The organism is Marinobacter nanhaiticus D15-8W (assembly GCF_036511935.1).
In the GTDB taxonomy this organism is placed as follows: Bacteria; Pseudomonadota; Gammaproteobacteria; order Pseudomonadales; family Oleiphilaceae; genus Marinobacter_A; species Marinobacter_A nanhaiticus.
In genome coordinates this window covers 1,220,018-1,243,358 of sequence record NZ_AP028878.1, presented here as the reverse complement: position 1 = coordinate 1,243,358, position 23,341 = coordinate 1,220,018, and the positions used below count along the sequence as shown (strand labels likewise).

21 protein-coding genes and 1 pseudogene are annotated in these 23,341 nt (G+C 56.2%); 6 read left to right on the top strand and 16 right to left on the bottom strand.

Going from position 1 to position 23,341, the window contains the following annotated elements; translation table 11 throughout:
- Nucleotides 1–67: 67 nt before the first annotated feature.
- Nucleotides 68–2,419, bottom strand: a complete 2,352-nt coding sequence (locus RE428_RS05670; protein WP_004581010.1) for an FdhF/YdeP family oxidoreductase — start codon at nucleotides 2,417–2,419, stop codon at nucleotides 68–70.
- 86 nt (nucleotides 2,420–2,505) lie between these two features.
- A complete protein-coding gene (locus RE428_RS05665) occupies nucleotides 2,506–3,411 on the bottom strand; it encodes a LysR family transcriptional regulator (protein WP_004581009.1) in 906 nt (301 codons plus the stop codon).
- 86 nt (nucleotides 3,412–3,497) lie between these two features.
- On the opposite strand from RE428_RS05665, the gene RE428_RS05660 reads away from it, so the two are divergent.
- Nucleotides 3,498–4,148 carry a hypothetical protein gene (locus RE428_RS05660; protein WP_227500212.1) on the top strand — a complete coding sequence of 217 codons (651 nt, stop codon included), beginning with the start codon at nucleotides 3,498–3,500 and terminating at the stop codon, nucleotides 4,146–4,148.
- Between the two features lie 54 nt (nucleotides 4,149–4,202).
- Here RE428_RS05660 and RE428_RS05655 read toward each other — a convergent pair.
- The 11 genes and pseudogenes from RE428_RS05655 to RE428_RS05605 all read right to left on the bottom strand — a co-directional run bounded on the left by RE428_RS05655 (nucleotide 4,203) and on the right by RE428_RS05605 (nucleotide 13,751).
- Nucleotides 4,203–4,574 (bottom strand): annotated as a pseudogene (locus tag RE428_RS05655) (acyl-CoA thioesterase).
- 15 nt (nucleotides 4,575–4,589) lie between these two features.
- Nucleotides 4,590–5,039 (bottom strand): acyl-CoA thioesterase domain-containing protein, encoded by a 450-nt coding sequence (locus RE428_RS05650; RefSeq protein WP_004581006.1) that lies wholly within the window; start codon nucleotides 5,037–5,039, stop codon nucleotides 4,590–4,592.
- Between the two features lie 55 nt (nucleotides 5,040–5,094).
- The gene (locus RE428_RS05645) at nucleotides 5,095–5,433 is read right to left on the bottom strand and encodes a zinc ribbon domain-containing protein YjdM (protein ID WP_004581005.1); all 339 of its coding nucleotides are present in this window, start codon (nucleotides 5,431–5,433) and stop codon (nucleotides 5,095–5,097) included.
- Nucleotides 5,434–5,491: 58 nt separating this feature from the next.
- Nucleotides 5,492–7,411, bottom strand: coding sequence for a putative bifunctional diguanylate cyclase/phosphodiesterase (locus tag RE428_RS05640; RefSeq protein WP_004581004.1), 1,920 nt, complete (start codon nucleotides 7,409–7,411; stop codon nucleotides 5,492–5,494).
- Nucleotides 7,412–8,002 (bottom strand): SpoIIE family protein phosphatase, encoded by a 591-nt coding sequence (locus RE428_RS05635; RefSeq protein ID WP_004581003.1) that lies wholly within the window; start codon nucleotides 8,000–8,002, stop codon nucleotides 7,412–7,414.
- Complete coding sequence (locus tag RE428_RS05630) at nucleotides 7,999–8,409, bottom strand: anti-sigma regulatory factor (protein WP_004581002.1); 411 nt, start codon at nucleotides 8,407–8,409, stop codon at nucleotides 7,999–8,001. Before RE428_RS05630 ends, RE428_RS05635 begins: the two co-directional genes overlap by 4 nt.
- Nucleotides 8,399–8,893, bottom strand: a complete 495-nt coding sequence (locus RE428_RS05625; RefSeq protein ID WP_004581001.1) for an STAS domain-containing protein — start codon at nucleotides 8,891–8,893, stop codon at nucleotides 8,399–8,401. Before RE428_RS05625 ends, RE428_RS05630 begins: the two co-directional genes overlap by 11 nt.
- A gap of 72 nt (nucleotides 8,894–8,965) precedes the next feature.
- On the bottom strand, nucleotides 8,966–9,364 hold the full coding sequence (locus RE428_RS05620) for an STAS domain-containing protein (protein WP_004581000.1): 399 nt from the start codon (nucleotides 9,362–9,364) through the stop codon (nucleotides 8,966–8,968).
- Nucleotides 9,365–9,736: 372 nt separating this feature from the next.
- The gene (locus tag RE428_RS05615) at nucleotides 9,737–11,353 is read right to left on the bottom strand and encodes a BCCT family transporter (protein WP_004580999.1); all 1,617 of its coding nucleotides are present in this window, start codon (nucleotides 11,351–11,353) and stop codon (nucleotides 9,737–9,739) included.
- Nucleotides 11,354–11,641: 288 nt separating this feature from the next.
- On the bottom strand, nucleotides 11,642–12,211 hold the full coding sequence (locus RE428_RS05610) for an outer membrane beta-barrel protein (RefSeq protein WP_004580998.1): 570 nt from the start codon (nucleotides 12,209–12,211) through the stop codon (nucleotides 11,642–11,644).
- Between the two features lie 286 nt (nucleotides 12,212–12,497).
- Nucleotides 12,498–13,751, bottom strand: a complete 1,254-nt coding sequence (locus RE428_RS05605; RefSeq protein WP_227500211.1) for a dicarboxylate/amino acid:cation symporter — start codon at nucleotides 13,749–13,751, stop codon at nucleotides 12,498–12,500.
- Nucleotides 13,752–13,996: 245 nt separating this feature from the next.
- Between RE428_RS05605 and RE428_RS05600 the strand changes: the two genes are divergently transcribed.
- The 3 genes from RE428_RS05600 to RE428_RS05590 all read left to right on the top strand — a co-directional run bounded on the left by RE428_RS05600 (nucleotide 13,997) and on the right by RE428_RS05590 (nucleotide 16,946).
- On the top strand, nucleotides 13,997–15,319 hold the full coding sequence (locus tag RE428_RS05600) for a PQQ-dependent sugar dehydrogenase (protein WP_004580996.1): 1,323 nt from the start codon (nucleotides 13,997–13,999) through the stop codon (nucleotides 15,317–15,319).
- 196 nt (nucleotides 15,320–15,515) lie between these two features.
- Nucleotides 15,516–15,986 carry a DUF6942 family protein gene (locus RE428_RS05595; protein WP_004580995.1) on the top strand — a complete coding sequence of 157 codons (471 nt, stop codon included), beginning with the start codon at nucleotides 15,516–15,518 and terminating at the stop codon, nucleotides 15,984–15,986.
- 114 nt (nucleotides 15,987–16,100) lie between these two features.
- Entirely contained in the window at nucleotides 16,101–16,946 is an 846-nt protein-coding gene (locus tag RE428_RS05590) for a DUF72 domain-containing protein (RefSeq protein WP_004580994.1), read from the top strand.
- A gap of 16 nt (nucleotides 16,947–16,962) precedes the next feature.
- Here RE428_RS05590 and RE428_RS05585 read toward each other — a convergent pair whose 3' ends face one another.
- Nucleotides 16,963–17,826 (bottom strand): hypothetical protein, encoded by an 864-nt coding sequence (locus tag RE428_RS05585; protein ID WP_004580993.1) that lies wholly within the window; start codon nucleotides 17,824–17,826, stop codon nucleotides 16,963–16,965.
- Nucleotides 17,827–18,270: 444 nt separating this feature from the next.
- Between RE428_RS05585 and RE428_RS05580 the strand changes: the two genes are divergently transcribed.
- Both RE428_RS05580 and RE428_RS05575 read left to right on the top strand, forming a co-directional pair.
- A complete protein-coding gene (locus RE428_RS05580) occupies nucleotides 18,271–19,908 on the top strand; it encodes an FAD-binding oxidoreductase (RefSeq protein WP_004580992.1) in 1,638 nt (545 codons plus the stop codon).
- Between the two features lie 123 nt (nucleotides 19,909–20,031).
- Entirely contained in the window at nucleotides 20,032–20,865 is an 834-nt protein-coding gene (locus RE428_RS05575) for a PEP-CTERM/exosortase system-associated acyltransferase (RefSeq protein ID WP_004580991.1), read from the top strand.
- Between the two features lie 182 nt (nucleotides 20,866–21,047).
- Here the strand turns inward: RE428_RS05575 and RE428_RS05570 are convergent, their stop codons facing one another.
- Complete coding sequence (locus tag RE428_RS05570) at nucleotides 21,048–21,869, bottom strand: THxN family PEP-CTERM protein (protein WP_004580990.1); 822 nt, start codon at nucleotides 21,867–21,869, stop codon at nucleotides 21,048–21,050.
- Nucleotides 21,870–22,277: 408 nt separating this feature from the next.
- Entirely contained in the window at nucleotides 22,278–23,087 is an 810-nt protein-coding gene (locus tag RE428_RS05565) for a THxN family PEP-CTERM protein (protein ID WP_004580989.1), read from the bottom strand.
- Between the last annotated feature and the right edge of the window lie 254 nt (nucleotides 23,088–23,341).

The window sequence follows — 23,341 nt, the reverse complement described above, 5'->3', positions numbered from 1 at the left end:
GACGGGTTTCAGGAATGAAAACCGGGGCCGCGGCCCCGGTTTTTTATTGCCTGAACCGGGCAACTCCCTACCCTGCATAGAGGACACGATCCCTGTCCTGCCTCTCGCTCTTCGCCAACTTGATCGCAATAAACTTCGAGGTCGGCGTGTTACTGCCCGTACCACGACTTTCCAGCGGCACAAGCGGGTTGGTCTCCGGGTAATAGGCAGCCGCCTGCCCCGCCGGCACATCGTAGGCCAGCAATTTGAAACCGGCCACCCGACGCTGTCGGCCATCCTCCCAAAGTGAGGTGATATCGACCCATTCCCCCGCTGCAAAGCCCAGGCGCTTGATGTCGTCACCATTCATGAACAACACCCGACGCTGGCCACTGACTCCACGGTATCGGTCGTTCAGGCCATAGATCGTGGTGTTGTATTGGTCATGCGAACGCAGTGTCTGCAGGATCACATCCGGTTGTTGACCTGATGCCTTGATACGCTCGTGCAACAGGTCATCCGGCAACGGATTGGCCGAGAAACTGGCTTTGCCGCTCGAGGTATTCCAGCGCCGATCCCGGGCCGCATTCCCCAGATAGAAGCCGCCATTCTGCTTGAGCCGTTCGTTGAAGTTTTCGAAGCCCGGAATCGTTCGCGCGATATAGTCACGAATTACACCGTAATCAGCGATCGCCGCATCCCAATCGATGGGCCGGTTACCCAATACGGCCTTGGCGATACCCGCGATGATCGCCGGTTCGGACTTCATCTGGTTCGAGCCAGGCGGCAGTTGACCGTACGAAGCGTGGATCATGCTGAACGAATCTTCCACCGTCACCGCCTGGGGGCCAGACGCCTGCATATCGATGTCCGTACGGCCCAGGCAAGGCAGGATCAGCGCCTCCTTGCCCTTCACCAGATGGCTGCGATTCAGCTTGGTGGAAATCTGCACTGTCAGGTCACAATTCGTCAGTGCCTGATGGGTCAGCTCGGAATCCGGCGTCGCCTGGGCGAAGTTGCCACCGAGTCCTATAAATACTTTGGCGTTACCGCGGGCCATGGCGTCGATGGCCTCCACCGTGTTATGCCCTCGTCCACGCGGGGCAGCGATACCGAAAACCTTCTCAAGCGCATCGAGCAACCCGGACGGCGCTTTTTCGTCGATACCCATGGTGCGGTCGCCCTGGACGTTACTATGTCCACGCACCGGGCACAGCCCGGCACCGGGTCGGCCGATGTTGCCGCGAAGCAGTTGCAGGTTAACCAACTCCTGAACCGTGGCGACGGAATGACGATGCTGGGTGATTCCCATGGCCCAGCAGAGCATCACCTTGCTCGACTTGCGGTAGATGTCCGCCGCTACCTCGATATCGACCCGCGTCAGCCCGCTTTGAGTTTCGATCTGGGACCAGGGCGTTGCCTTGACCTGCGCGATGTAATCCTCAAGCCCTTGGGTATGACGTTCGATAAATGCCCAGTCCAGGACGGGCGCTTCGTATTTCATCCGTGCCTGTTCGTCATATTGGATCAAGCACTTAACCATACCCCGCACCGCAGCCATATCGCCGCCGAGCGCCGGCCGGAAGTAGGCGGTGTTCGTCGACTCGGCCCCGTTGCTCAGCATGTCGTGGATGGCTTGGGGATCCTGGAAGCGTTGCAGGCCCCGCTCCTTGAGCGGATTGAAACAGACCACGTGGGCGCCACGGCGGACGGCCTCGCTCAGGGGGGCCAGCATGCGTGGATGGTTCGTACCCGGATTCTGACCGAAGATAAAGATGGCGTCGGCTTCGGCAAAATCATCAAAAGTCACCGTACCCTTGCCGGTACCGATGGTCTGGGATAAACCTACGCCGCTGGCCTCATGGCACATGTTGGAGCAATCGGGGAAGTTGTTGGTACCGAAGGCGCGTACGAACAACTGGTAGAGAAAAGCAGCCTCATTGCTGGCACGGCCCGAGGTGTAGAACTCGGCCTGGCCAGGACTCTCCAAGCGGTGAAGATGATCCGCAATCAGTGCAAAGGCGTCGTCCCAGCCAATAGGCCGATAGCGGTCAGTGGCCCGGTCATAACGCATCGGCTCGATCAGTCGCCCCTGGTATTCCAGCCAGTGATCACTACGCTGTAGCAATTCGCTGACACTGTGCGTGGCAAAGAAATCACGCCCCACCGCGCGCCTGGTAGCCTCCCAGTTGACCGCCTTGGCACCGTTCTCGCAGAACTGGATGCGCCCGCCCTTCGGGTCGTCGCCCCACGCACACCCCGGACAGTCAAAGCCACCGTGCTGGTTGGTCTTTAGAAGCGCGCGGATGTTCTTGATCGGTTGCTTACTATCGAGCCAATGTGCCGCAACACTTTTCAGGGCGCCCCAACCAGCCGCAGGCCCCTTATAGGGTTCGTATTGGGCCTTCTGCTGCTTTTCCGGAAGCGATTCGTGCGTCATGAACCAAACCTGCTGGATAAATAGCCCACAGGTTACGGCTCGACTTCATAACCGTCTAATCAAGATTAAAGATGCTTCGATAAGATCTACTTATTGGTCGGGCGTGATTCACTTGAATTTTGCGAGCGAAAGAACTGGAGCAACGCTTCCGCCAGAGCCGACACCGGTGCGCCACGGCGGGTTGCCAGACAAAGTGGGGCTAACGTGTGGCTGTTCGTAATCGGCAGTAACGCCAGGCTTTCGTCCTGTTGTTCGAGGCCACCACCCAAAGGCATAACGGCGCAGCACAAACCGGCACGGACGGACTGAACGAGGATTTCCACCGAGTCGGTTTCCACCAACGGCTTAAGTTCGATACCGGCGCTGCGCAAGCCATGGTCGAGGGACTGCCGGAAGTGCATGCCCTTGCTCAACACACCCAACGGCAGGCTTTCCAGCGCGGACCAGTCAAGGCTTGACCCTGCAAAGGACCAGCGGCTCCGATTGAACAACACCCCCATCCCCGTCTCGGCGACCTCAAGCAACTGGTATTTTCGCTCGTGGCGACTTTCGACGTAGGCCAATCCTGCATCCAGCTTATTGTTGTCCAAACCCGCCAGGATCTGCTCACTGCTAAGCGACTTCAGTTCGAAGCGGACATCTGCATGCTCGCGCGCGAACGTTTGCAGCAGCGGCATCGGCTCGAAGCCTGCAAGCGGAACCAAACCCAGGCGAAGCGTACCGACGAGTTGCCCGCGACACACCGAGGCCTCAGCCTGCAACCCATCGTGTGCCGCCATCACTGCCCTGGCCCACGCCAGGATGCGCTCCCCCTCCTCGGTAAAGCCTACAAACCGGTGCCCACGGGAAACTAACGTTAGTCCCAATTCATCTTCCAATTGCCGCAGCCGCATCGATAACGCCGGCTGGGTCACATGGCAGCGATTCGCGGCCTCGCCGAAATGGCGGACCTCGTCCAAGGCGATGAGGTATTGCAATTGCCGAATGTCCATTCCGCCTCTCTCCGGAGGATTTCCGTTCACGACCTTTCATATCTTTTTACAGCTTCGCACAGACTCATGTCTAGCAAGGCTACAGTATGTCGATTAATATCCTGTCGGTACTCTTGTCTTTGCCTAAACGCATATTTGAAAAAAGACGTCTATTTGAACCATACATAAACAAAAAGGAACACGCTGTGCTAACTGTAAGGAGCACAATTATCCTGGCTGCACTAGCCTATCTCTCCGGCTGCGCTTCCGGTGCAAAAATGGAAAACATGGTGTATGACGGGCCGCTGAAGCAATACGACACGCACCTGGCCGATAACATGGGATTGACGAAAGTTTCGGGCGGGGAAGAAACTAATCCGGCCTGGACGTCCGAGATAGATGACGACGCCTTCTCCGGCGCACTCAAGGAAAGCCTCACAGCCCAGGGCCTGCTCTCGGACAACGGCCGCTATCAGTTGGAGGTGGTCATGGTCGAGGTCGACCAGCCTATGTTTGGCCTCGATATGGCTGTTACCACCCACATCAAGTACATCCTTAGCGACCGTGAGAATGGCAACGCGGTTGTGATGGACGAAACCATCGCAGCCCAATACACAGCGACCCTTGGCGACGCCTTTGCTGCCGTTAAGCGGCTGCGCTTGGCCAACGAAGGTTCGGGGAAAGCCAATATAACCGCTCTGCTGGACAAGCTGTCGGCGCTGCAGATCGACCCGGGAGAGATTTCGCTGACCCAGTAACCTGAAATGATACTCACGTCCACCCCCGGCCGGGGCTGGACTGATTTCCAAGCGTTAACCCTTGAAGTAAAGTACCTGGTGCGTTGTCGCCAGGAGCTCGCCATCTGCGCTCCAGAGCTCCGCGTCCTGATCGCAGTACCTCCGGTAGTATCGGCCTCCGCGAGCTTCGGCCAGGATCTCCCTATCCCCCTAACGGGCCAGCGTATCGCTGTCGGCATGGAAGTAGGTGGTCATGGAAACGGTACCTGCGGGCATGCGCTCCTGGCGCCGGATGTAGACCCGGGGGAAGAAACAGTCGCTGATCGCTACCAGTGAGAGGAAGTCCAGCGGACGCGGAGGGTTGTCGCGCACCCAAAGCCGTGTCAAGGCATTCTCCTGCTCGCCCGTATTGCCAGTGGGATCGAACCCACCCTCTACCAGTCGCATATGGTAGTTCTGCATTCACCTCATATAGCCCTGGGTGTCCAATGGCTCAATATCGCTGGGCTGAGGGACCTGGGGCATGGTGACGTCGGCGCCAGACCATGAATCGCCGCGTATCGCCAGAAATACGGTTGCCGTAGCGACAATGGCTCCATCCTGGACCAATTCGAGGGTCCAGTGTTGGGTCGAGCGATTGGTGCGGCTGACTTTCGGTACGATCTCGAACTCAGTCTCCGCCATCGGCGCCGCGAAATTGACCGTCATGGCCACCGGCTCGCCCTGGCGTTCGGGGTGCGTCAGCACCGCCTTAAGCAGCAAAGCCGCGGTGATACCGCCGTAGGGACCGACCATGTTGGCATACGCATGCGGAAAGTCTCCCCGAAACCGCGCATTTTCCAGCGGCTCCAAGCTCGTGTTCCGGTCAAACGGATGCTTCTGGGCTTCATGCGTGATGGGGTTGTCAGTCATTCCGGCGCCTTACTTCGCGGGTTTGAAAAATCGAAGGATGGTCCTTGGGTGTGACTCAGGCCTTCCTGACGAACTCGGACTTCAGCTTCATGGCGCCGATGCCGTCTATCTTGCAATCGATGTCGTGATCCCCAGTCACCAAGCGAATGTTCTTGACCTTGGTACCCACTTTGACAACCAGGCTTGAGCCCTTCACCTTAAGGTCCTTGATGACCGTAACCGTATCGCCATCCTGCAACGGATTGCCATTGGCGTCGCGAACCAATGCATCTGTCTCTGCTTCGGCCTGCTCGGCTTCCGACCATTCATGGCCACATTCGGGACAGACAAGCTGGATGCCGTCTTCGTAAGTAAATTCAGAGCTGCACTGGGGGCAAGGTGGGAGCTGGGACATAACCATTCCTGAAAGAACGTGAAGGCGGATAATAGCAAAAAGGATGGTAGGGTTCTTCTCACCCCCCAGTGCCGCTTTTCCGCTCAGGGCTATGCCGTTCGCGCAAGAGCGCTTCGAAATCTTCAGGGGGCAGCGCCTTGCTGAACAGATAGCCCTGCCACTGGTTGCACCCGTGCTCCCGCAGGAACGCCAACTGGGCTTCGTTCTCGACCCCCTCGGCAATCACATTCAGTTTGAGGTTATGCGCCAATACGATAATGGAGCTGACGATGGCGGCGTCGTCCGGATCCTCGGTGATACCCTGGCTGAACGCGCAATCCACCTTGATCGTATCGATCGGCAGTCGCCTGAGCTGGCTCAACGACGAATATCCCGTCCCGAAATCATCGATTGAGATGATCACGCCGGCTTTCTTGAGCGAAGCTAGCATCGCTCTTGCGCTCTCGACATGATGGAGAAACACACCTTCAGTGAGTTCCAGTTCCAGCCACCGGGGATCAAGCCCGGTTTCGTCCAGGATGTCCATAATGTCGTCAGCCAGGTCACGCTGCTCGAACTGACGCATCGAAAGGTTCACGGCCACAGGCATTGGCGCATAGCCGGCATCCTGCCACGCCTTGTTTTGTCGACAGGCTTCCCGCACCGCCCAATACCCGATGTCCACGATCAAACCGGTTTCCTCGGCCAGGGGAATGAACTGCTCCAGGGGCATCGAGCCGTAGTCGTCGTGATGCCAGCGTAACAGGGCCTCCATCGAGACGATTTCACCCGTGGCACAGTCGAGCTGGGGCTGGTAGTACAGTTTCAGTTGCTCGTTCTTAACGGCCTTGCGCAAACTATTTTCCAGGTCCAGCCTCGCCTTGGCCTGGCTGTTCATCTCTGGGGAGTAGAATTGGTGGTTATTGCGGCCCAGCTTCTTGACTTCATACATGGCCGTGTCGGCATTGCGCAACAGGAGATCAACGGTGTCGCCATCGTCCGGATAAACGGCGATACCAATGCTGCTGCCGATATAGAATTCGCGCCCTCCAAGGACAAACGGCTGCGAGATGCTCTGCAGGATACTGCGCGCCACCTCGGCGGCCACTTCGGGATGGGCGATGTTCATAAGGGCCAGTGTGAACTCGTCACCGCCCAGGCGGGCCACGGTATCGCTCTTGCGAACGCATCCCAGCAGCCGCTCAGCTACTTCGCGCAACAGCTGGTCCCCTTCTGCGTGACCGACCGTGTCGTTCACATTCTTGAAGTGGTCGAGATCCAGGAACATGACCGCCAGGTTTTGCGGTTCACGTTCGGCTCGTTCTATAGCCTGGGTCAACCGATCCTCGAAGCAGGTCCGGTTAGGCAGGCCCGTGACCGCATCGTAGTTGGCGAGCCGATGCTCATGCTCGTGGGCCTTGGCCAATTTGCGGTAGGCCTTTTCCAGTTCGCGGGCCTCGCGACGTTCCACTTCCGCGACTGCCGCAGCAGCCGCGAGCTCTTTTTCCCGTTCGGATTGCTGTTTCACCTCGTCGAGCAAGGCGGTAAGTTCCTCGTTCCGCTGCTGCACCTCTTCGAGTAATTCTGCCTTCGTTAGACGAACCAAACGCTCGCGTTGGTCGATAATAAAGCGTTCCGACGGATCGAATGCCCGGTTCGGTATACGCTTGATCACCGTAAATCCGTGGTGACCAGTTTCGAGGCGAAGTGGGTATGCGTCGTCGAAGAGGGATCCGGCGTCGTGGCGGCTTAATGGATTGCTGCTACCCCTGAAAATCAGCTGCAGACTGCAATCCTGGTGGTATTCACCAAAGCCGATGGTGAGGCTGGCATCGTTTCCGTGCTTATAGAGTCTGCGACAAAGGTTGGAGGTTACAGCCGCCAGGCGGGTCGATGCGAAGACATCAAACTCCAGATCCTCCGCGAGAAACCGTACGCGATTACGCGCGCCGGTTATTGCCGCTGAGCTGTTTATGGGAAACGTCGCCAATTCAATCATTCAGTCCACCTTGACTACGATACAGCTGACATCGTCGTCGTCCTTGCCATACTCAAACAAAAGACCTTCGGCGATCGCCTGAGCCGAGCGCTCGCTAGACAACGCCCCGCTAAAATCCTTGTGTGCCGGTAAACCATCGCTGTGTAAAATCAGAACCATGCCCGGGGAAAGAATGAGTGTTTCTTCACGCGGGCTGCTCATGACGTCTCCAACAATGCCTTCCCGAGGAACGAACGTAATGGGGTTCGGCGCGTAGAGCTTGGCGCTGATATTCCCCACGCCGGCATAATTCAGCTCACCAGAGGACGTATTGATTCGACAGAGAGCCACCACGGCCCCCTTGGTCCTGCGAAGGCTTTGGTGCAAACCCTGGATGATATCGACCAGGCTGGCCTTTCGATACGCATGCTCGAGGTATGACCGCGCCTGACGCGCGATTTCGTCTGCATCAGGCCCGTGACCCAGCCCATCGATGAGCGCGAGGAATACCCCTTCATCAGTGTTTTTTATTAACCCGGTATCCCCACAAACATCGGCGTCCTCATCGATGTGAGATTGCGTCGCCAACGCATAATCCAAATGCAGGGTCATCTGAGCCACTTACGCACCACAATGCGGGTGCCCTGTTTTCGTTGGTCGTCGAAACAGAACTCGTCCATCAGGCGTTTCACGCCCGGCAGCCCAAGCCCCAGGGTGCCGATGGTGCTGAACCCTTCCTGCAACGCCTTATCGATATCGGCTATACCTGATCCCGTATCCTCGGCGATCACCTCTATACCAGTACGCCCATTCTCAGTGACCGCCCTTAATGTTATCCGCCCCCCGCCGCCGTGAAGGGACGCGTTGCGCGCCAATTCGCTCACGGAAGTGGCAATCATAAACTGGTCGGTTCGACGAAACCCCATGGCGGAAGAAAGGTCATGAGCTTCGAAGACTGCATGGGCGACATCGTTTTCTTTATTAATTTCCACATAGCGTATATCACGGTCAGCGCCCACGAGTGTTTTCCGGGTCGGTTGGAGTGGTTAGAGCCTGGCTCGTATAGTCATCCAGTAAGGACACGCTATCATCGACGGCAGGGGCGTCGGCATCAACCTCAGCTTCATCGATCGAAACAGGATCATCCTCGCTCAACGACGCGGGCTCACTATCCTGTATGAAAGGCTCAAGCATCGCCATCCCCTGCTCCAGGGTGACCGCTGTACGCAAATGCAGAGGTGGCGTATCCAGATCCATCAATGCACTCGCCACGGCAGGCCTTATACCCACCATGACAGTACGTGCGCCGAGCATTTCCACCATCTGGAGTGTCTCACTCAGACACTGGGTGATATGCGCATCCATGATTTCGACCATCGAAACGTCGAGCAGAACGCCCCGAAGACGAGATTCACGCACTTTCGCCAGTATTCCATTCTGAACCTGTACAACGACATCGTCATAGAGCTCAACCTGAACCGATACGATCAGGCACTTACCCATGACGTACATTCCCGCTCGAGGGTAATTGGCTTCCGCTTCCATGCTATTGACCTACTGTTTTCTTCACGAAAGTTACCGTAGGGGTGAATTCGCTGACTGACGGATATCGAGCCCCAGCGTCTGCAATGCGTAATACACCGCGTCACGAAGTGTCGCCCGAGTCACGATCTCGGTTAGAGGAATCCCCAACTGAACCAGCGTCTGGGCGATAGCCGGAGAAATACCGGAAACCACACAGCGCGCGCCCATCAATTGGGTAGCCTGGGTAATCTTGATCAAGTGATTGGCAACGGCCGTATCGACCGTCTCCACCCCTTCGATATCGAGAATCACGACCCGCGCCTCGGTCTCCTCGATGCGGGCAAGCATCGTTTCCATAATGGACTGCGCACGCTGGGAATCAACGACACCCACAATTGGGAGCATCAGGACACGATCCCAAAGCAGGGTCACGGGGGTATAGATTTCCATTGTTGAATTCGAGGTGGATGGCATAGCGTCTCCAGACGGTTATTCAGCAGCTTTTTAGCACATAGCTATACAACAAGCGCGTACCGGCGAAGCCGTACGCAACCAATAGGCACGCGGTAATACACGCAATAACAGCTGTTCTAGGCGAACAAATTTCGAGCAAGAGGGGCGCATATTAAGGGAAGGTACGTCAAATGAGAATCTCTTATGTTTATTTCGTGAGGGCCTCAAGCGTCGCCACCGTGGTAAAAACAGGCATTTGAAGGGCGCGCCTTGCGACGACGACCTGCCAGACGAACTAAAAAGTTCGGGAAAGTGCCCGGAAAAACCGGGCACAAGAGCTAAAGCTCACGCAGCTAGAGAGGGTCGCCGCTACTCTCGCAGCTCCTCGACCTTGGGCGGCAGGCCGACCCTAACCTCGCTGATATTTTCCCGCAGCACACCCCGGAATAACGCAACGGCCATGACGCACACGAGGATAAACATAGGCAACCCGACAACGGTGATCACCTGCTGCAAGGCTGTCAGGCCAGCCTCGCCCGCCAGGACGATAAGCAGGGCTGCGAGCGCACCTTCCGACACACCCCAGAATACGCGCTGGTGCACCGGACCCGGGTCCGGGGTACCCGTACACAGCATGTCGACCACCAAGGACGCCGAATCCGATGAGGTGGAGAAGAAGATGGCGACGATCACAACGGACAGCCCCTGGATCAGGGTAGCTGCAGGGAAGTGGTCGAAGAACGCAAAAATCGCCAGCGGAATACTTTGCTCCACTTCCTGCGCCAGGGCGCCCGCCTGGTCACCGAGTGCAGCCCGCGCCTCCTGGCCGATACCGTCAATTTCCATTGCCGACCAGCCGAAAATCGCGAACCAGACCAGGGTAAAGATTGATGGCGCAAACAAAACACCCAGGACAAACTCGCGGATGGTCCGCCCCTTGGAAATCCGCGCCACGAATATGCCGATGAACGGCGACCAGGTGACTGTCCAGGCCCAGTAGAAGACCGTCCAGTTGCCCTGCCAGCCCCAACCACCTTGCTCGTGGGTGTATTCCGCCAGCGCGTCGTTCCAGAACGACATCGGCAAGAAATTGGTAATGTAGATACCGAAAGTCTCAACCAGGGCGCGCAGCAGGAAGACGGTGGAACCGGCGAACAGAACGAAGAACATCAACCCCACGGCCATGCCGATATTGATGTTCGACAGTACTTTGATGCCCTTATCCAGACCGGCCACGATAGAGCAGACAGCAACGGTGGTCAGGACACCGATAATGATCACCTTGGTGCCGACGGCATTGGGGACGCCGAGCAATTCGGTCAGGCCGGCATTGATCTGCTGGGTACCCATACCGAGCGAAACCGCCACCCCGAACAGTGTTCCCAAGATGGCAAAAATATCCAGCGCCTTGCCCAGCCGACCATAGATCCTGTTCCCGATCAGCGAGTAGAACACCGAACTGAAACGCATCGGCAGATCATAGCGGTAGATGTAGTAGGCGAACGCAAGCCCGGGCAGGGTGAAGATCGCCCAGGTATGCAACCCCAGGTGGTAGATGGCAAAGCCCATGGCGTCGTCGGCGGCTTCGACGGTGAAGGGTTCGACATCCGGGCGGGGAGGGTTGGCGAAATGCGACATGGGTTCGGCCACCCCCCAAAACATCAGGACGGTACCGATACCGCCTGCAAACAACATGGTGAACCAGGAAATGTTGCCGTATTCAGGCTTGGCATCATTGCCGCCCAGACGTATCGACCCATAACGGCTGAGCGCCATGTAGAGCAGGAAGGCAACCCAGCTGGTGACCCCGAAGATAAAGAACCAGCCGAGATTGGTGACGATCCATGTTCGTCCCGCGCCGAAAGCGTCCCCAATCGGACCTGGCGCCACCAGGATGGCTATCAGGAAAACGACCATGATCCCCGCCGAAACGAAGAAAATAGTCGGGTTGGTCCTCAACCCAAGCTTGCGCGCAAGTTCCTCCATTGCCTTTCTCCCCTTCGTTTACTTCAAAGGTAGGCGGCACGGGCGGGGCAGTCCAAATCCTGTAACCTTGAGAGGCTCTGATTAACTCTGGGGGAGCCGTTTCCATCGCCGCCGTTACCCGGATCGTGGTCCAGCGCCAATTTGAGCGCCTTAACCCATGTGAAACAGGTTTAAAACAGCGCGACGAGAAGCCACGCACACGGGAAGAATATCCCGACTAGAACGTACGTGAGGGGGGGGAGGTCCGGGACAACCAGCGCCTGGGCGCTGCCCGGCTCAAGGATGGTTTCAAAAGGTGAACGCTGCGCCCACCGAAAAGTAGTCGATATCGAAATCATCCAGGTCATAGCGCTCGTATTCCGCCCTGACCTGAAACGAGAACAGGGTAAAACGCGCACCCACGCCATAGAAAGGATCGGTGCCGTCATCGTCGCCTATCACATCGATATCACTGTCCCAGTTAATGGCGCCGACCTTACCGAACACGCCGATGGGCCCCAACTTGAAACCGGCGAGTCCAGCGCCGGTCCAGCCGGTCACGTCCAGATCCCGTCCACTGGCACCGGCAATCCTGCCACTGAAGTTGCCAAAGTCCACATAGGCGCCTTCAACAGCCAGGTCCACCAGCGGGATCAGCCCAAGGTTATAGCCGACGAAGATCTTGTAGCCGGCATCGTCGTCATCGAACTCAACTTCCCCGATATCCGCAAGCTCGTCGTCGTAATCCAGCTGTGACGAGCCCACAGAACCACCGATATAGACACCGCTATCACTGCCTGCAAATGCCACTTCGGCGGTCGCTATAAGAACAACTGCAAGGAATGGAACTGCAAGAATGGAGTATATGGAACGTGTCATGACCCTAGCCTCCCTTGCTAAAGACACACACCTGAGAATTAAACCGCAGCCGTGTTGCACCCATCTCGCTCTATTAACTTGTGCTGCTTGAGCACGTTTCCCTCTAGAGTAACTCTCCTACCGGGACACTCCCCTTCTATATAGTTCAGTTTGCCGGGTTTCACCACGAACAAACCCAGCAAGCAAACAAGGCCGGCAGGAGGTTTAAAGGACCGAACCAGAATGAGACGTCCAGACGCCTGAAATGGACAAACTCCCCGTACATACGACTCAATCTATATGCCAGTTACGTCGCGACATCGACCTTTGCCTCACCGCCATCACGCTGCGTTTGCTCTCCCGTTCTCACATACTTCCGTTCAGTTCGGGAAATGATGGCTGTACCTACCAGGTCGCCAGTCACATTGAGCCCCGTCGCCCCCATACCCACCAGAGCATCGATGGAAACGAGGAGAGCCACGGCCTCGATGGGCAGGCCCACCTGGGCAAAAACGGTGGCTATCATAACGATACCCGCTCCGGGTACACCCGCCGTGCCGACGGATATTAGCGTACCTATCAACACGATCTCGACCATGGTGACCAGGTCCAACGGCGCGCCCGCCACGTTGGCTGCAAACACGGCGGAAATGGCGATACGGATGGCCGCACCGTCCATGTTAATGGTCGCGCCCAGCGGCAGACTGAAGCCGTAGATACTCTGCGGCAAATTCATACGACGGGCGGCGTCCAGGGTAAGCGGGAGCGTACCGGAACTGCTCTGGGTGGCAAAAGCAGTGGCCATCGGGGTACGCGCTTCGCGAAAGAACGGTCCCAATTGAACGCCAAATAGCCGCATCAACCCGCAATAGATCAGCAAATGGATGAGTAGCGCGACATAGAGGACGAGAACCATGTCGCCCAGCGCCAGGATGGTATTGACGCCCTGCTCGCCCGCCGTCTCTGCGACAATCGCGAACACGCCAATCGGGACATAGTGGAGCACACCAGCCATCACCTTCAGGGTTACGGCACTTAGTGCTTCGACCACCTGATATAGGCGCTCTCCCTGCTCCCCATGGGATTTGCTTTCACGCAGTTTCAACAGCGCAATGCCAAAAACGATGGCCGTGAAGATAATGCCAAGCAGATTGGGTTCACTGAAGGCGCCCACAATGTTGGTCGGTACGATACTGAGCAGCACGTTGACGAAGCCGGGGTTCTCAGGCACCTCCACCTGAGCATTCTCATCCAGTGTCATGCCGGTACCCGGCTCCAGCAGGGTTGCCACTGTTAATCCGACAACAATGGCAAACGCGGTGGTCGCTACGTAGTAGCCCAGCAACTTTCGACCGACACGTCCCATGCTGCCGACATTGGCCTGATTGACGCCCACCATGAGTGTGAACAGGATGATCGGCACGATCAGGAATTTCAGGAGCTGCAAGAGCAGGTCGCCAAACGGCGCCAGCCAGTCCGCAACCGGCTGCCCACCCAGCAGACCGACAACCACGCCCAGCACGAGAGCAATGCCTACACGCAGAATCAAAGATGAGTTCATGTACGCACTGAGCATAGCGCTCATCGATTTACCCCCGTTCCCTGAAGATAGATGGACGAAAAGAAAGGATTTATCAGTCCGACTGTGGCCTCTGGAGACTGGTCAGACAACTTAAAGACTGGCAACCTCGGATAATAGAGTGCTCGGGAATGCTCGACTATTCGCTTGGCACTATTCGCTCGGTACTACTCGTCCGGTACTACTCGTTTGGCCACTACTCTCTTGGCACCAGGGAAAGGATGCTTATGCAACGGCCCAATCCGCTTATACCCGTCGGACTGATCTTTCTGCTTGCAGCGTGCGGCGACAAAGCCCAGCTCTCGGTTTCCGAAGGCACCGGAAAGGATCCGAAGTTGCCCGACCCTACCCAGACCTTCATCCCAACCGTCAACATCGCCAAGGCCACCGGCTGGCCCTCCGGCGAAAAGCCCCAGGCAATCGAAGGCACACAGGTCGAAGCGTTCGCCGATGACCTGAAGCATCCCCGCTGGCTCTATGTACTCCCCAACGGCGATGTGTTGGTCGCCGAAACCAATGCCCAACCCAAGTCCGGCGGTGAAGACGACGGCTTCAGCATCCGCGGCTGGATCCAGGGCATGATAATGGAAGACGCTGGCGCTTCGGTTCCCAGCGCCGACCGCATCACGCTGTTGCGGGACACTGACGGCGATGGCGTTGCCGATGAACGCTCGACATTCCTGGAGGACCTGCGGTCACCCTTCGGCATGGCCCTCGTGGGTAACGATTTCTATGTCGCCAATACCAACGCGGTAGTCCGCTTTCCATACGAGGAGGGGCAGACGCGTATCACCGCCGAGGGTAGCCAAGTCACGGAGCTGCCCGCAGGGCAGATCAACTACCACTGGACCAAGAGCCTTGTGGCCAGCCCGGATGGCAGCAAGCTGTATGTAGGCGTGGGCTCCAACAGCAACGTTGGCGAAAAAGGCCTCGATAAGGAAAAAGGCCGTGCGGCCATTTGGGAGATCGATCCAGGAACCGGCGAGTACCGGGAATATGCCACCGGCCTGCGCAACCCCGTAGGTATGGCGTGGCAGCCTGATACGGGCGAGCTCTGGGTTGCCGTCAACGAACGCGACGAACTCGGGAGCGACTTGGTACCGGACTACATGACATCAGTCCGGGAAGGCGGTTTCTACGGCTGGCCCTACAGCTATTTCGGCGATCATGTCGACGAGCGAGTGGAGCCGCCAGCTCCCGAGAAGGTCGCCGAAGCCATTGTGCCGGACTATGCCCTTGGCCCGCATACGGCATCACTGGGCCTGACCTCGGCCGAAGGCAACAACCTCCCCGAACAGTTCCGCAACGGCATGTTCGTCGGCCAACACGGTTCCTGGAACCGCAAGCCGCGCAGCGGTTACAAGGTCATTTTCGTGCCGTTTGAAAATGGCGAACCCAGTGGCCAGCCGGTGGATGTATTGACGGGCTTCGTCAGCGAAGAGGATAAAGCACAGGGCCGCCCTGTAGGCGTTGTTATCGACAAGGAAGGTGGCCTGCTAGTCGCGGATGATGTGGGCAACATCATCTGGCGGGTCAGTGCGGCTGAGTAACAGACCCTTGCTCTTGCCCTGATGTTGCCAATACCATCCGCAGCAATTTGATGGGCTTTCGAGCGGCGATGTTTCCGCTACGGGCTGTTGCGCTACCCACCGGAGCGATTGGACTGGTTCGGGGCTGAGAAGCCCACCCACTATGCTTGGCAGACGAACCAGCCGGCTTCGTTCAAGTCACAGGATCATCCGAGCCATGCCCAAAGATAGCCGCCTGGGTCCAGACTTTCCGCGCGTGACGCTCTACCTTCCCCACCGCCCCCGCGGACTCATCCAGCTTATAGAAAACCCGAATGCTCATGCCCTGCTCTCCCTGAACTCCAACCATTGGCGCAAGATCGTAACGTTGCTGGCCAAGATTGCGAGTCCGGTGGCCGATGGCTGGCGACAGTTCCGGGACCAGGACCTGTTCAGGGATACGGCCCTGGGTTTTTCGCCTGAGCTGGACGAGGGAAGCCATTGGCACTGGATCGGCGGTAAAGAAAATCTCCAACGTTTCGGCCATCTTCACCATGATGCACAACCGCTGGTGGACCAATCCGAGGTTTTGATCGATCCCGATAAACGCTTACTACTGACGCCCTATCCGGATTATCGCCAACTCAGCAATACCATGGTCGACCGCATTAGGGTGGCGCTTGAATCCAAGGGCTTCTACGACACCTGATCCAGCGGTAGATCGGCACAGCTGCCGGGAAACCGGGTAGAATAAGGCGCTGACTGACGCAGCCATGTAATTCGCTATATTCACGATCGCGCCCCCTTTACATAGCACTAAAAAATGACCACACCCTATTTCCTCGGCTGCCCCCAATGGCAAGATCCCGACTGGAACCGCCTGCTACCACCCGGCGGCAGTCCGCTTGAGCGGTACAGCCAGGTTCTCAATTGTGTCGAAGGCAATACCACGTTCTACGCCACCCCCACCCAGGCGCAATGCCGGCAGTGGCGGACGCAGGTGCCGGACAACTTCCGCTTCCTGTTCAAGTTTCCTAGGCCGATTACGCACGAACAATTGCTGGCTGGGCCGCGGTCAGAAGTCGGTTCATTCCTGGAAATTGTCGCCCCGCTGGAGGATGTCCTGGGTCCATTCCTCCTGCAGTTGCCTGCCGCATTCGGACCAGAACACCTGGACCGCCTGTGGCGCTTCGTCGATGGCTTGCCGTCGTCGCTCTCGTGCACGGTCGAGGTTCGGCATACGGCCTTCTTCAGCAAGGGAGAAGCGGAGAAAGCGCTGAATCGGGGCCTGCGCGAACGCAATATCGCCCGCGTATCATTCGACAGCCGCGCCTTGTTCGCTGCCTCGCCCGACAGTGAGACAACAATAGAGGCCCAACGCAAGAAGCCCAGACTACCGGTGCACGTGCTGCCCGTGGATGCGCCCCCCGTCGTCCGCTATATCGGCCACCCGGACCTGGACGCGAACCGCGCCTTCCTGGAGCCCTGGGTGGAACGGGTAGCCCTATGGATTGAGGAAGGCCAAAAGCCTTTCTTCTTTATACATATGCCAGACAATGGCGACGCCCTGCCGCTTGCAGGACTATGGAGCGAACTGCTGCACGAACGGATACCGGCCCTGGAACCGTTACGCCTCAAGGAAAAACAGCCACAGATGGGGCTGTTCTGATCGAAAACCCCAAAGCTTAGCCTGTAGGCTGACGTGCCCGCTGGAGGAGATCCGCCAGCCCTTCCTCCATCTTCGCGACGCGCTGTTTCCATTCAGCCTTATAGCCGGCGAATTCGTCACTGAGCTGTGCGAGTTCCAGTTGAGTTTGGACGGCGGTCTGGGAGCTCCGGGCCACCGACCGAAGGTCGGGCGTATCCAGATTGTCGCGCTGCACGTCCAGGCGAAGCACCGCCTGGTTCAACCGGCGGCGATCTTCCGGTGGTGCTGCGGGATGATTCTGCAGCGCCTCGTTAATGGACCGGGAAAACGCATCGAGATGATGCTCCAGTGCTTCGGCGTATTCCTGAAGCAGACTGGAAAAATGCTCGTTGGCCTGTTCAGCCTTTTGTTCCAGATCGTCGTTCAGCCGCTCGATCTCTCTCACCATCTCGCTGGACTGCTGTGACCTGCGGGCCTGCAGTTCCTCACCCAACCTTCCCAGCTTGTTCAGCACGTCGCCGAACAGCGGCCCCCGATCGAGGGCGTCACCGGTGCGGTAATAATCCACCAACCACTGGTCATCCTTTTTCACCAGGTACGTGGTCACCTCCCGTGGCTCGCTCTGTCCCTTCAGGCCCCGCAATGTGGTTTCGACGCTCGCCTGGTGACCATCGATGACCACCCGCCCCCAATCTACGCCAACACCTCGCCAATCCTGCTCATAACTATCGGAAGCCGCATCGTCGACGAGCGTGGAATATGTATTGGCGGAGCCGGCGTCGCCTTCGAGCATCGACTGCCAGAACGCTTCAGAGACCTCTTGAGGCGTGTTCGGGCCAGAGCAAGCCGAAAGTAAAAAGGTGACAGCGATCAGGGGAAACAGCAGGTACTGCGTTGTCATTTTGGTGAATCCATCGACGTATATTTGTGAGCGATATGCTAGGCGGATCTGCAGGTGATTGGCGCGTATTTATGCAGCACTGATAGTTTTGTATACACAATAAAACAATCAACAAGACGCCTTTTTATATGTGAAGCCTATACACGTGTCGCCAAATATTTCACTTTAATTAACCGGAAAAATCGATACTTAACTTAGGTTAACTAGTTTTAATGATACCGCGTGACACGACTTCTCAATATGGCCCACAACTTATTGTTTGCCTTGAACAAGGCTGATTACAACCATTTTCAAAGACGTAACTCAATATCGTAGTTTTGGCCGGCTTTTCTCGCCTATAATTCCGCGCAATTCATGAACAAGTTGTCAGCAAAACATAACAGGATGTTAATGCGAGGACAGGACGTTATTACAAACCTTTTTTCATAACTTTTTGGAACATTCGTGAATAGCACCTCCCTAGAATCTGCGCTTACAGAGTGGACCTACATCCTGGGCGAATCGAGAGTCATTCCCGCCACTGCAGAAGCCTTTGGTGCGTCCACGATCGGCGCGTCGACTATCGGCGCAAAGCGCAACATTCCAGCGATACTCAAACCGGGAAACCGGGAAGAGATCGCCGCGATTCTAAAAGTCGCACAGCAGTGGCGTATCGCTGTCTATCCGGTCAGTACGGGCAACAACTGGGGTTACGGTAGCGCCAACCCCGTCGAGGACGATTGCGTGGTTCTCGACTTGAGCCAACTCAATCGCATTAGTGATTTCGATCCCGAACTCGGCGTCGTCACGGTTGAACCGGGTGTGACACAAGGTGCGCTACGAAAGTTCCTTGACCAGAACGATGGCGACTACCTGGTGCCGGTCACCGGAGCAGGACCAACCTGCAGCCTTCTTGGCAATGCGCTCGAACGGGGATACGGCATTACGCCCATCACCGATCACTTTGCTGCAGTCACAAAGATTGAAGCCGTCCTGCCGGACGGGAGTATTTACGAAACCGCGCTCAGCGAGCTTGGCGGTCAAGAGGTGGACAGGCTCTTTAAGTGGGGCGTGGGGCCTTACATCGACGGTCTTTTCAGCCAGGGCAATTTTGGTGTGGTCGTGCGTATGACGATCGCCCTTGCCCCGGCGCCCGAGACCATCACTGCATTCTTCTTCTCGACGAAAGACGACGCCAGACTGGAAGCTCTCGTCCCAACCGTCAGAGCGGTATTACGCGCACTCACGGGTTCCGTTGTGGCGATCAACCTCCTCAACGACCAGCGCATGCTTTCCATGATGACGCCTTTTCCTGAAGACAAGGCGGTTGATGGTGTGCTCCCCCCGCAAGAAGTCGAGAAGATGGCGAACAGTCACGGCGTCGCGGCCTGGAGTGGCGTGGGCGCGATCTACGCCAGTAAGGAAGTGGCCCGGGCTGCGCGGCGAACCTTACGCCGACTGCTCGGCCCGGTAACCGACCGGCTTGTCTTTGTTGATCGTCGGAAAGTGAACACGGCCCGCAACCTTGCCAGACTCTTGCCCGGCAAGCTGGCGACCCGGCTCCAGGGTATGGCCGATACATTGTCCGGCGCTTTGGAGATTATGCATGGCGCTCCCAACGAAGTGGCATTGGCGCTGGCATATTGGCGTTCCGGGGAACTGCCTGGTCCCGGACAGCCGAAAAACCCGGCCCGTGATGGATGCGGGCTTATATGGTTTGCGCCGTTGGTCCCCATTCGTGGGGACGACGTCCGGCGTTATACCGACATGATCGAGAGGATCTGTCCGCAGTACGGCATCAACCCTCTTATCACGTTGACAACAGTGAGTGATCGCTGTTTCGACTCCACTGTGCCCCTGCTGTTCGATCGTAACGATCCGGAAGCAACGGCGCGGGCCAACGCTTGTTACAAGGCATTGTACGAAGCTGGAAGAAGGGAAGGCTTCTTGCCGTACCGCCTTAATATCGACGCAATGGGCTCGATACACGCCCAGGGCTCGGCTTTCTCGAAGCTGGCGAGCCAGCTGAAAGCCGCCGTCGATCCCAACTTTATCCTGGCACCAGGACGTTACGTGTCCAGGATCCAGCACTCCGAGGTCTGATGAGCTGTAACCTCGATACAACCGTAGTACGCCGCAATACAACGATTTAACGGCGATTTTCCATAAACCTGCGAATTATCGGCATAACAGCTCCCTGTCAAAGGGACGAATGAGGACCTAACAATGCAGACAGGCTTTGCTCTTCAGCGAGATACAGGAATCACACAACCTAGCGAAGTCCAGGAAGACGTCAGCACTATCTTCAATTCCGTATTCAATGTTGAATTGGCGTTAACTCCCGAGGCGATCAATACGGTCTACGAAGTTCGGTACCAGGTGTATTGCATCGACCGCTCATTCGAAGACCCGAACTGCTTCCACGATAAACGGGAGCGTGACAGTTACGATCCGCGTTCAGCACATGCGCTCATCCGGCATCGTATTACCGGCGATAGCGTTGCAGCCGTTCGCCTCGTACTTTCTGGAGACAATCCGGAAAGGGCGGATTTTCCCATGGAAGGGCCATGTGTCCCGCACATGGATCAGCATGCAAAGAATGCCATTGCCGCCACGCCTCGTCATCGTATTGCGGAAATATCCCGTATGGCAGTAAGCCGTGAATTCCGGCGTCGTCTCAACGAGGATCAATCCGTTTCGGGTATTAGCGAACACGCTTACTACTCTGATGCCGAAAACGGTAAACGCGCCATGCCTTATATCAGCCTTGGCCTGTTTGCCGCGATACTGCAGATGTCAGTACGGCACGGCATTACCCACTGGATGGCGGTGATGGAGCCAGCCCAACTGCGCCTGCTGAAACGCTTCGGTGTCGAGTTCGACCATGTGGGCCCGATCATGGAGTACCACGGCAAGCGCCGACCTGCCTATACCGAGGCGGCGTCCCTGGTTGAAGGCATTCGCAGACGTCGTCCGGATGTCTGGTCGCTGATCACGGATGGTGGTCGTTACCTTCCGGCGGAACCTGAGCTCAAGCGTAGCGAGAGAAGGGTCGCCTGATGGGGCGGTCGTTGTAGGGCGTTCAATTGATAGATACTTGGTAGTCTGCCGTTAGCTGTTTGGTAGTTATCAATTGTTGCTTGGCGACTGACAGAAGGCTCCGTTGTCACACAGCAGTCTTAAACGAAAAAGCCCCCGTTCTCACGATCGGGGGCTTTTTTATCAGCTCAGTCTCTCAGATATTAAGACTTTGCTGCTTTCTTGCGACGAGAGAGGCCGAATCCTGCCAGACCCATACCCATCAGGGCCAGGGTGCCAGGCTCGGGTACCTCTGTGGCGGTGATGCGGAAGCGGGTCTCGAAGTTGTTTTCGTTGCCTTCCTGAGTCAACAGACCAACACAACCTACTAGCGCACCTGCTTCTTCACAGGCATCGGCGTCCAACATTGTCAGACCTGCCAGCTCCAGAAACACAGTGTAAGTGTAGTCATCGATCGTGAATGACTGCGACGCAAACTCGTAGCCATCATCAGTTTGCACAGCATCCAGCTCATTGATGTTAAAGACTGTGAAGATGTCATCACAGGTCGAAACCGACGCGTCTACACATGAGCCGCCGTTGAACGTCTCACTGAAGAAACTGTTAAACGTAATCGACGGTACAGTGTACGAGTCACCACTGGTCGGAGCGTAAGGTGTTAGCGTCAGTGTTGAGGTCAGATCAAAACTGGTTAACGCCGCGTCTCGGTCGCTGATAACAAAGTTGTTATGTGTAAAAACGCCGCCATCGACGTAACCACCATTGGTCATCAGCCCGCTTGGCGCCGAGACATCTGTGATCGAGATTGAAGACTGCTCATCCGGATTTACGGTACCCCAAGACAGGGTTTTATTGTCGGCAGATGATGTGACGGCGCCGTTTCCAGAACTAGCAGTCCAGTCTGTGAACTGGCTATCGACATCGAAACCCCAATCAGTAATCAGCTCAGCAGAGGCTGACTGCGCACCCAACGCGAAAGGCACAACCAGGGATGATAGAAGCGTTTTCTTCAGGGCACTTTTCATTAGGTTATCTCTCCTTGATTTTGATAACTGACAGCTAAAGTTAAAACCCAGCCTCAATCACTCTAAAGCAATCCTTATGCCATAATTTTAAACGACTGATTTTAAACAACTTTTAAATTTAAAAGGATGGATCACGGGAGTGGATGTAAACTTAACCGACACAAACAAATAATTTGTTCATCACCTTTGAAGTCATGTTGTTTTTTGCGTCGTATTTGAGCAAGAGACTTCCGCAAGGAGGAAAAAAGCGTTACTTACCTATTGATTTCTGCACCCCGGGCGATCATGAGAGCTGAAGCAGCGTTTCACCTAGCGGCTCCCCGGATTTGCTGTTTTCGATGCAATCTTTAAACGAAAGCCCCCGCTTATATAAGCGGGGGCTTTGATGTCAGCCTGATTGTTAAGCTGTTAGTGCTTCGCAGCTTTCTTACGACGAGCGAGGCCCAAACCTGCGAGGCCCATACCCAGCAACGCGAGCGTACCCGGCTCGGGCACCTCTGTGGCAGTAATACGGAACCGGGTCTCGAAGTTATTTACAGCGCCCTCTTCAGTCAGAAGACCTACACAACCCACCAATGCACCTGCTTCGGCACAGGCGTCGTCATCCAACATGACCAGGCCCGCCAGCTCAAGAAACACCGTGTAAGAGTAGTCGTCGATAGTGAACGCGGGAGACTCGAACTCGTACCCATTCTCTGTCGGTACAGCGTTTAGGTCGTTGATGTTAAAGACGGTAAAGATGTCATCACAGATAGAAGTCGATGCATCCACGCATTCACCGCCGTTAAAGGTTTCGCTGAAGAAGCTGTCGAAGGTCCGGGACAACGGGTCCACAGGGTCACCTGACGGCGAGAAAGGAGTCAACGTCAGTGTGGAGGTCAAATCGAAACTGGTCAACGCCGCATCATTAGCGTCGATAACAAAGTTATTGTGAGTGAAGACGCCACCATCGACGTAGCCTCCGTTGGTTATAAGACCGCTAGGGGAGGATACGTCGGTAATGGAGATAGAAGACTGCGAATCCGTACCCCAAGACAGGGTGTGGTCATCGTCGGATGGGGTGACGCCACCTTCACCGGGGCTAGCCGTCCAGTTAGAGAACTGACTGACAACGTCATAACCCCAATCCGTAATCAGCTCAGCGGAGGCAGACTGCGCGCCCAAGGCAAAAGGCACTACCAAAGATGAAAGAAGCGTTTTCTTGAGGGCACTTTTCATAGTTTATCTCTCCTTGATTTTTCGTAGCTGACAAACTTAGACCTGAACCATCACGTCAGCGGTATTTGTTGATAGCAGCTTCCATACCACATAATTAACCCATTGTTTTAAAATAATTTAAAAATTTAAACATATGTCGCGATCAAAGCCGGTGTAAGCATATTTGACGTCACACCGCTATAAATACATCGCCTAAAACGCCATGTTATTTTATGCATCATATTTACGAGCAAAATATTATCCCTTTAAGAAAT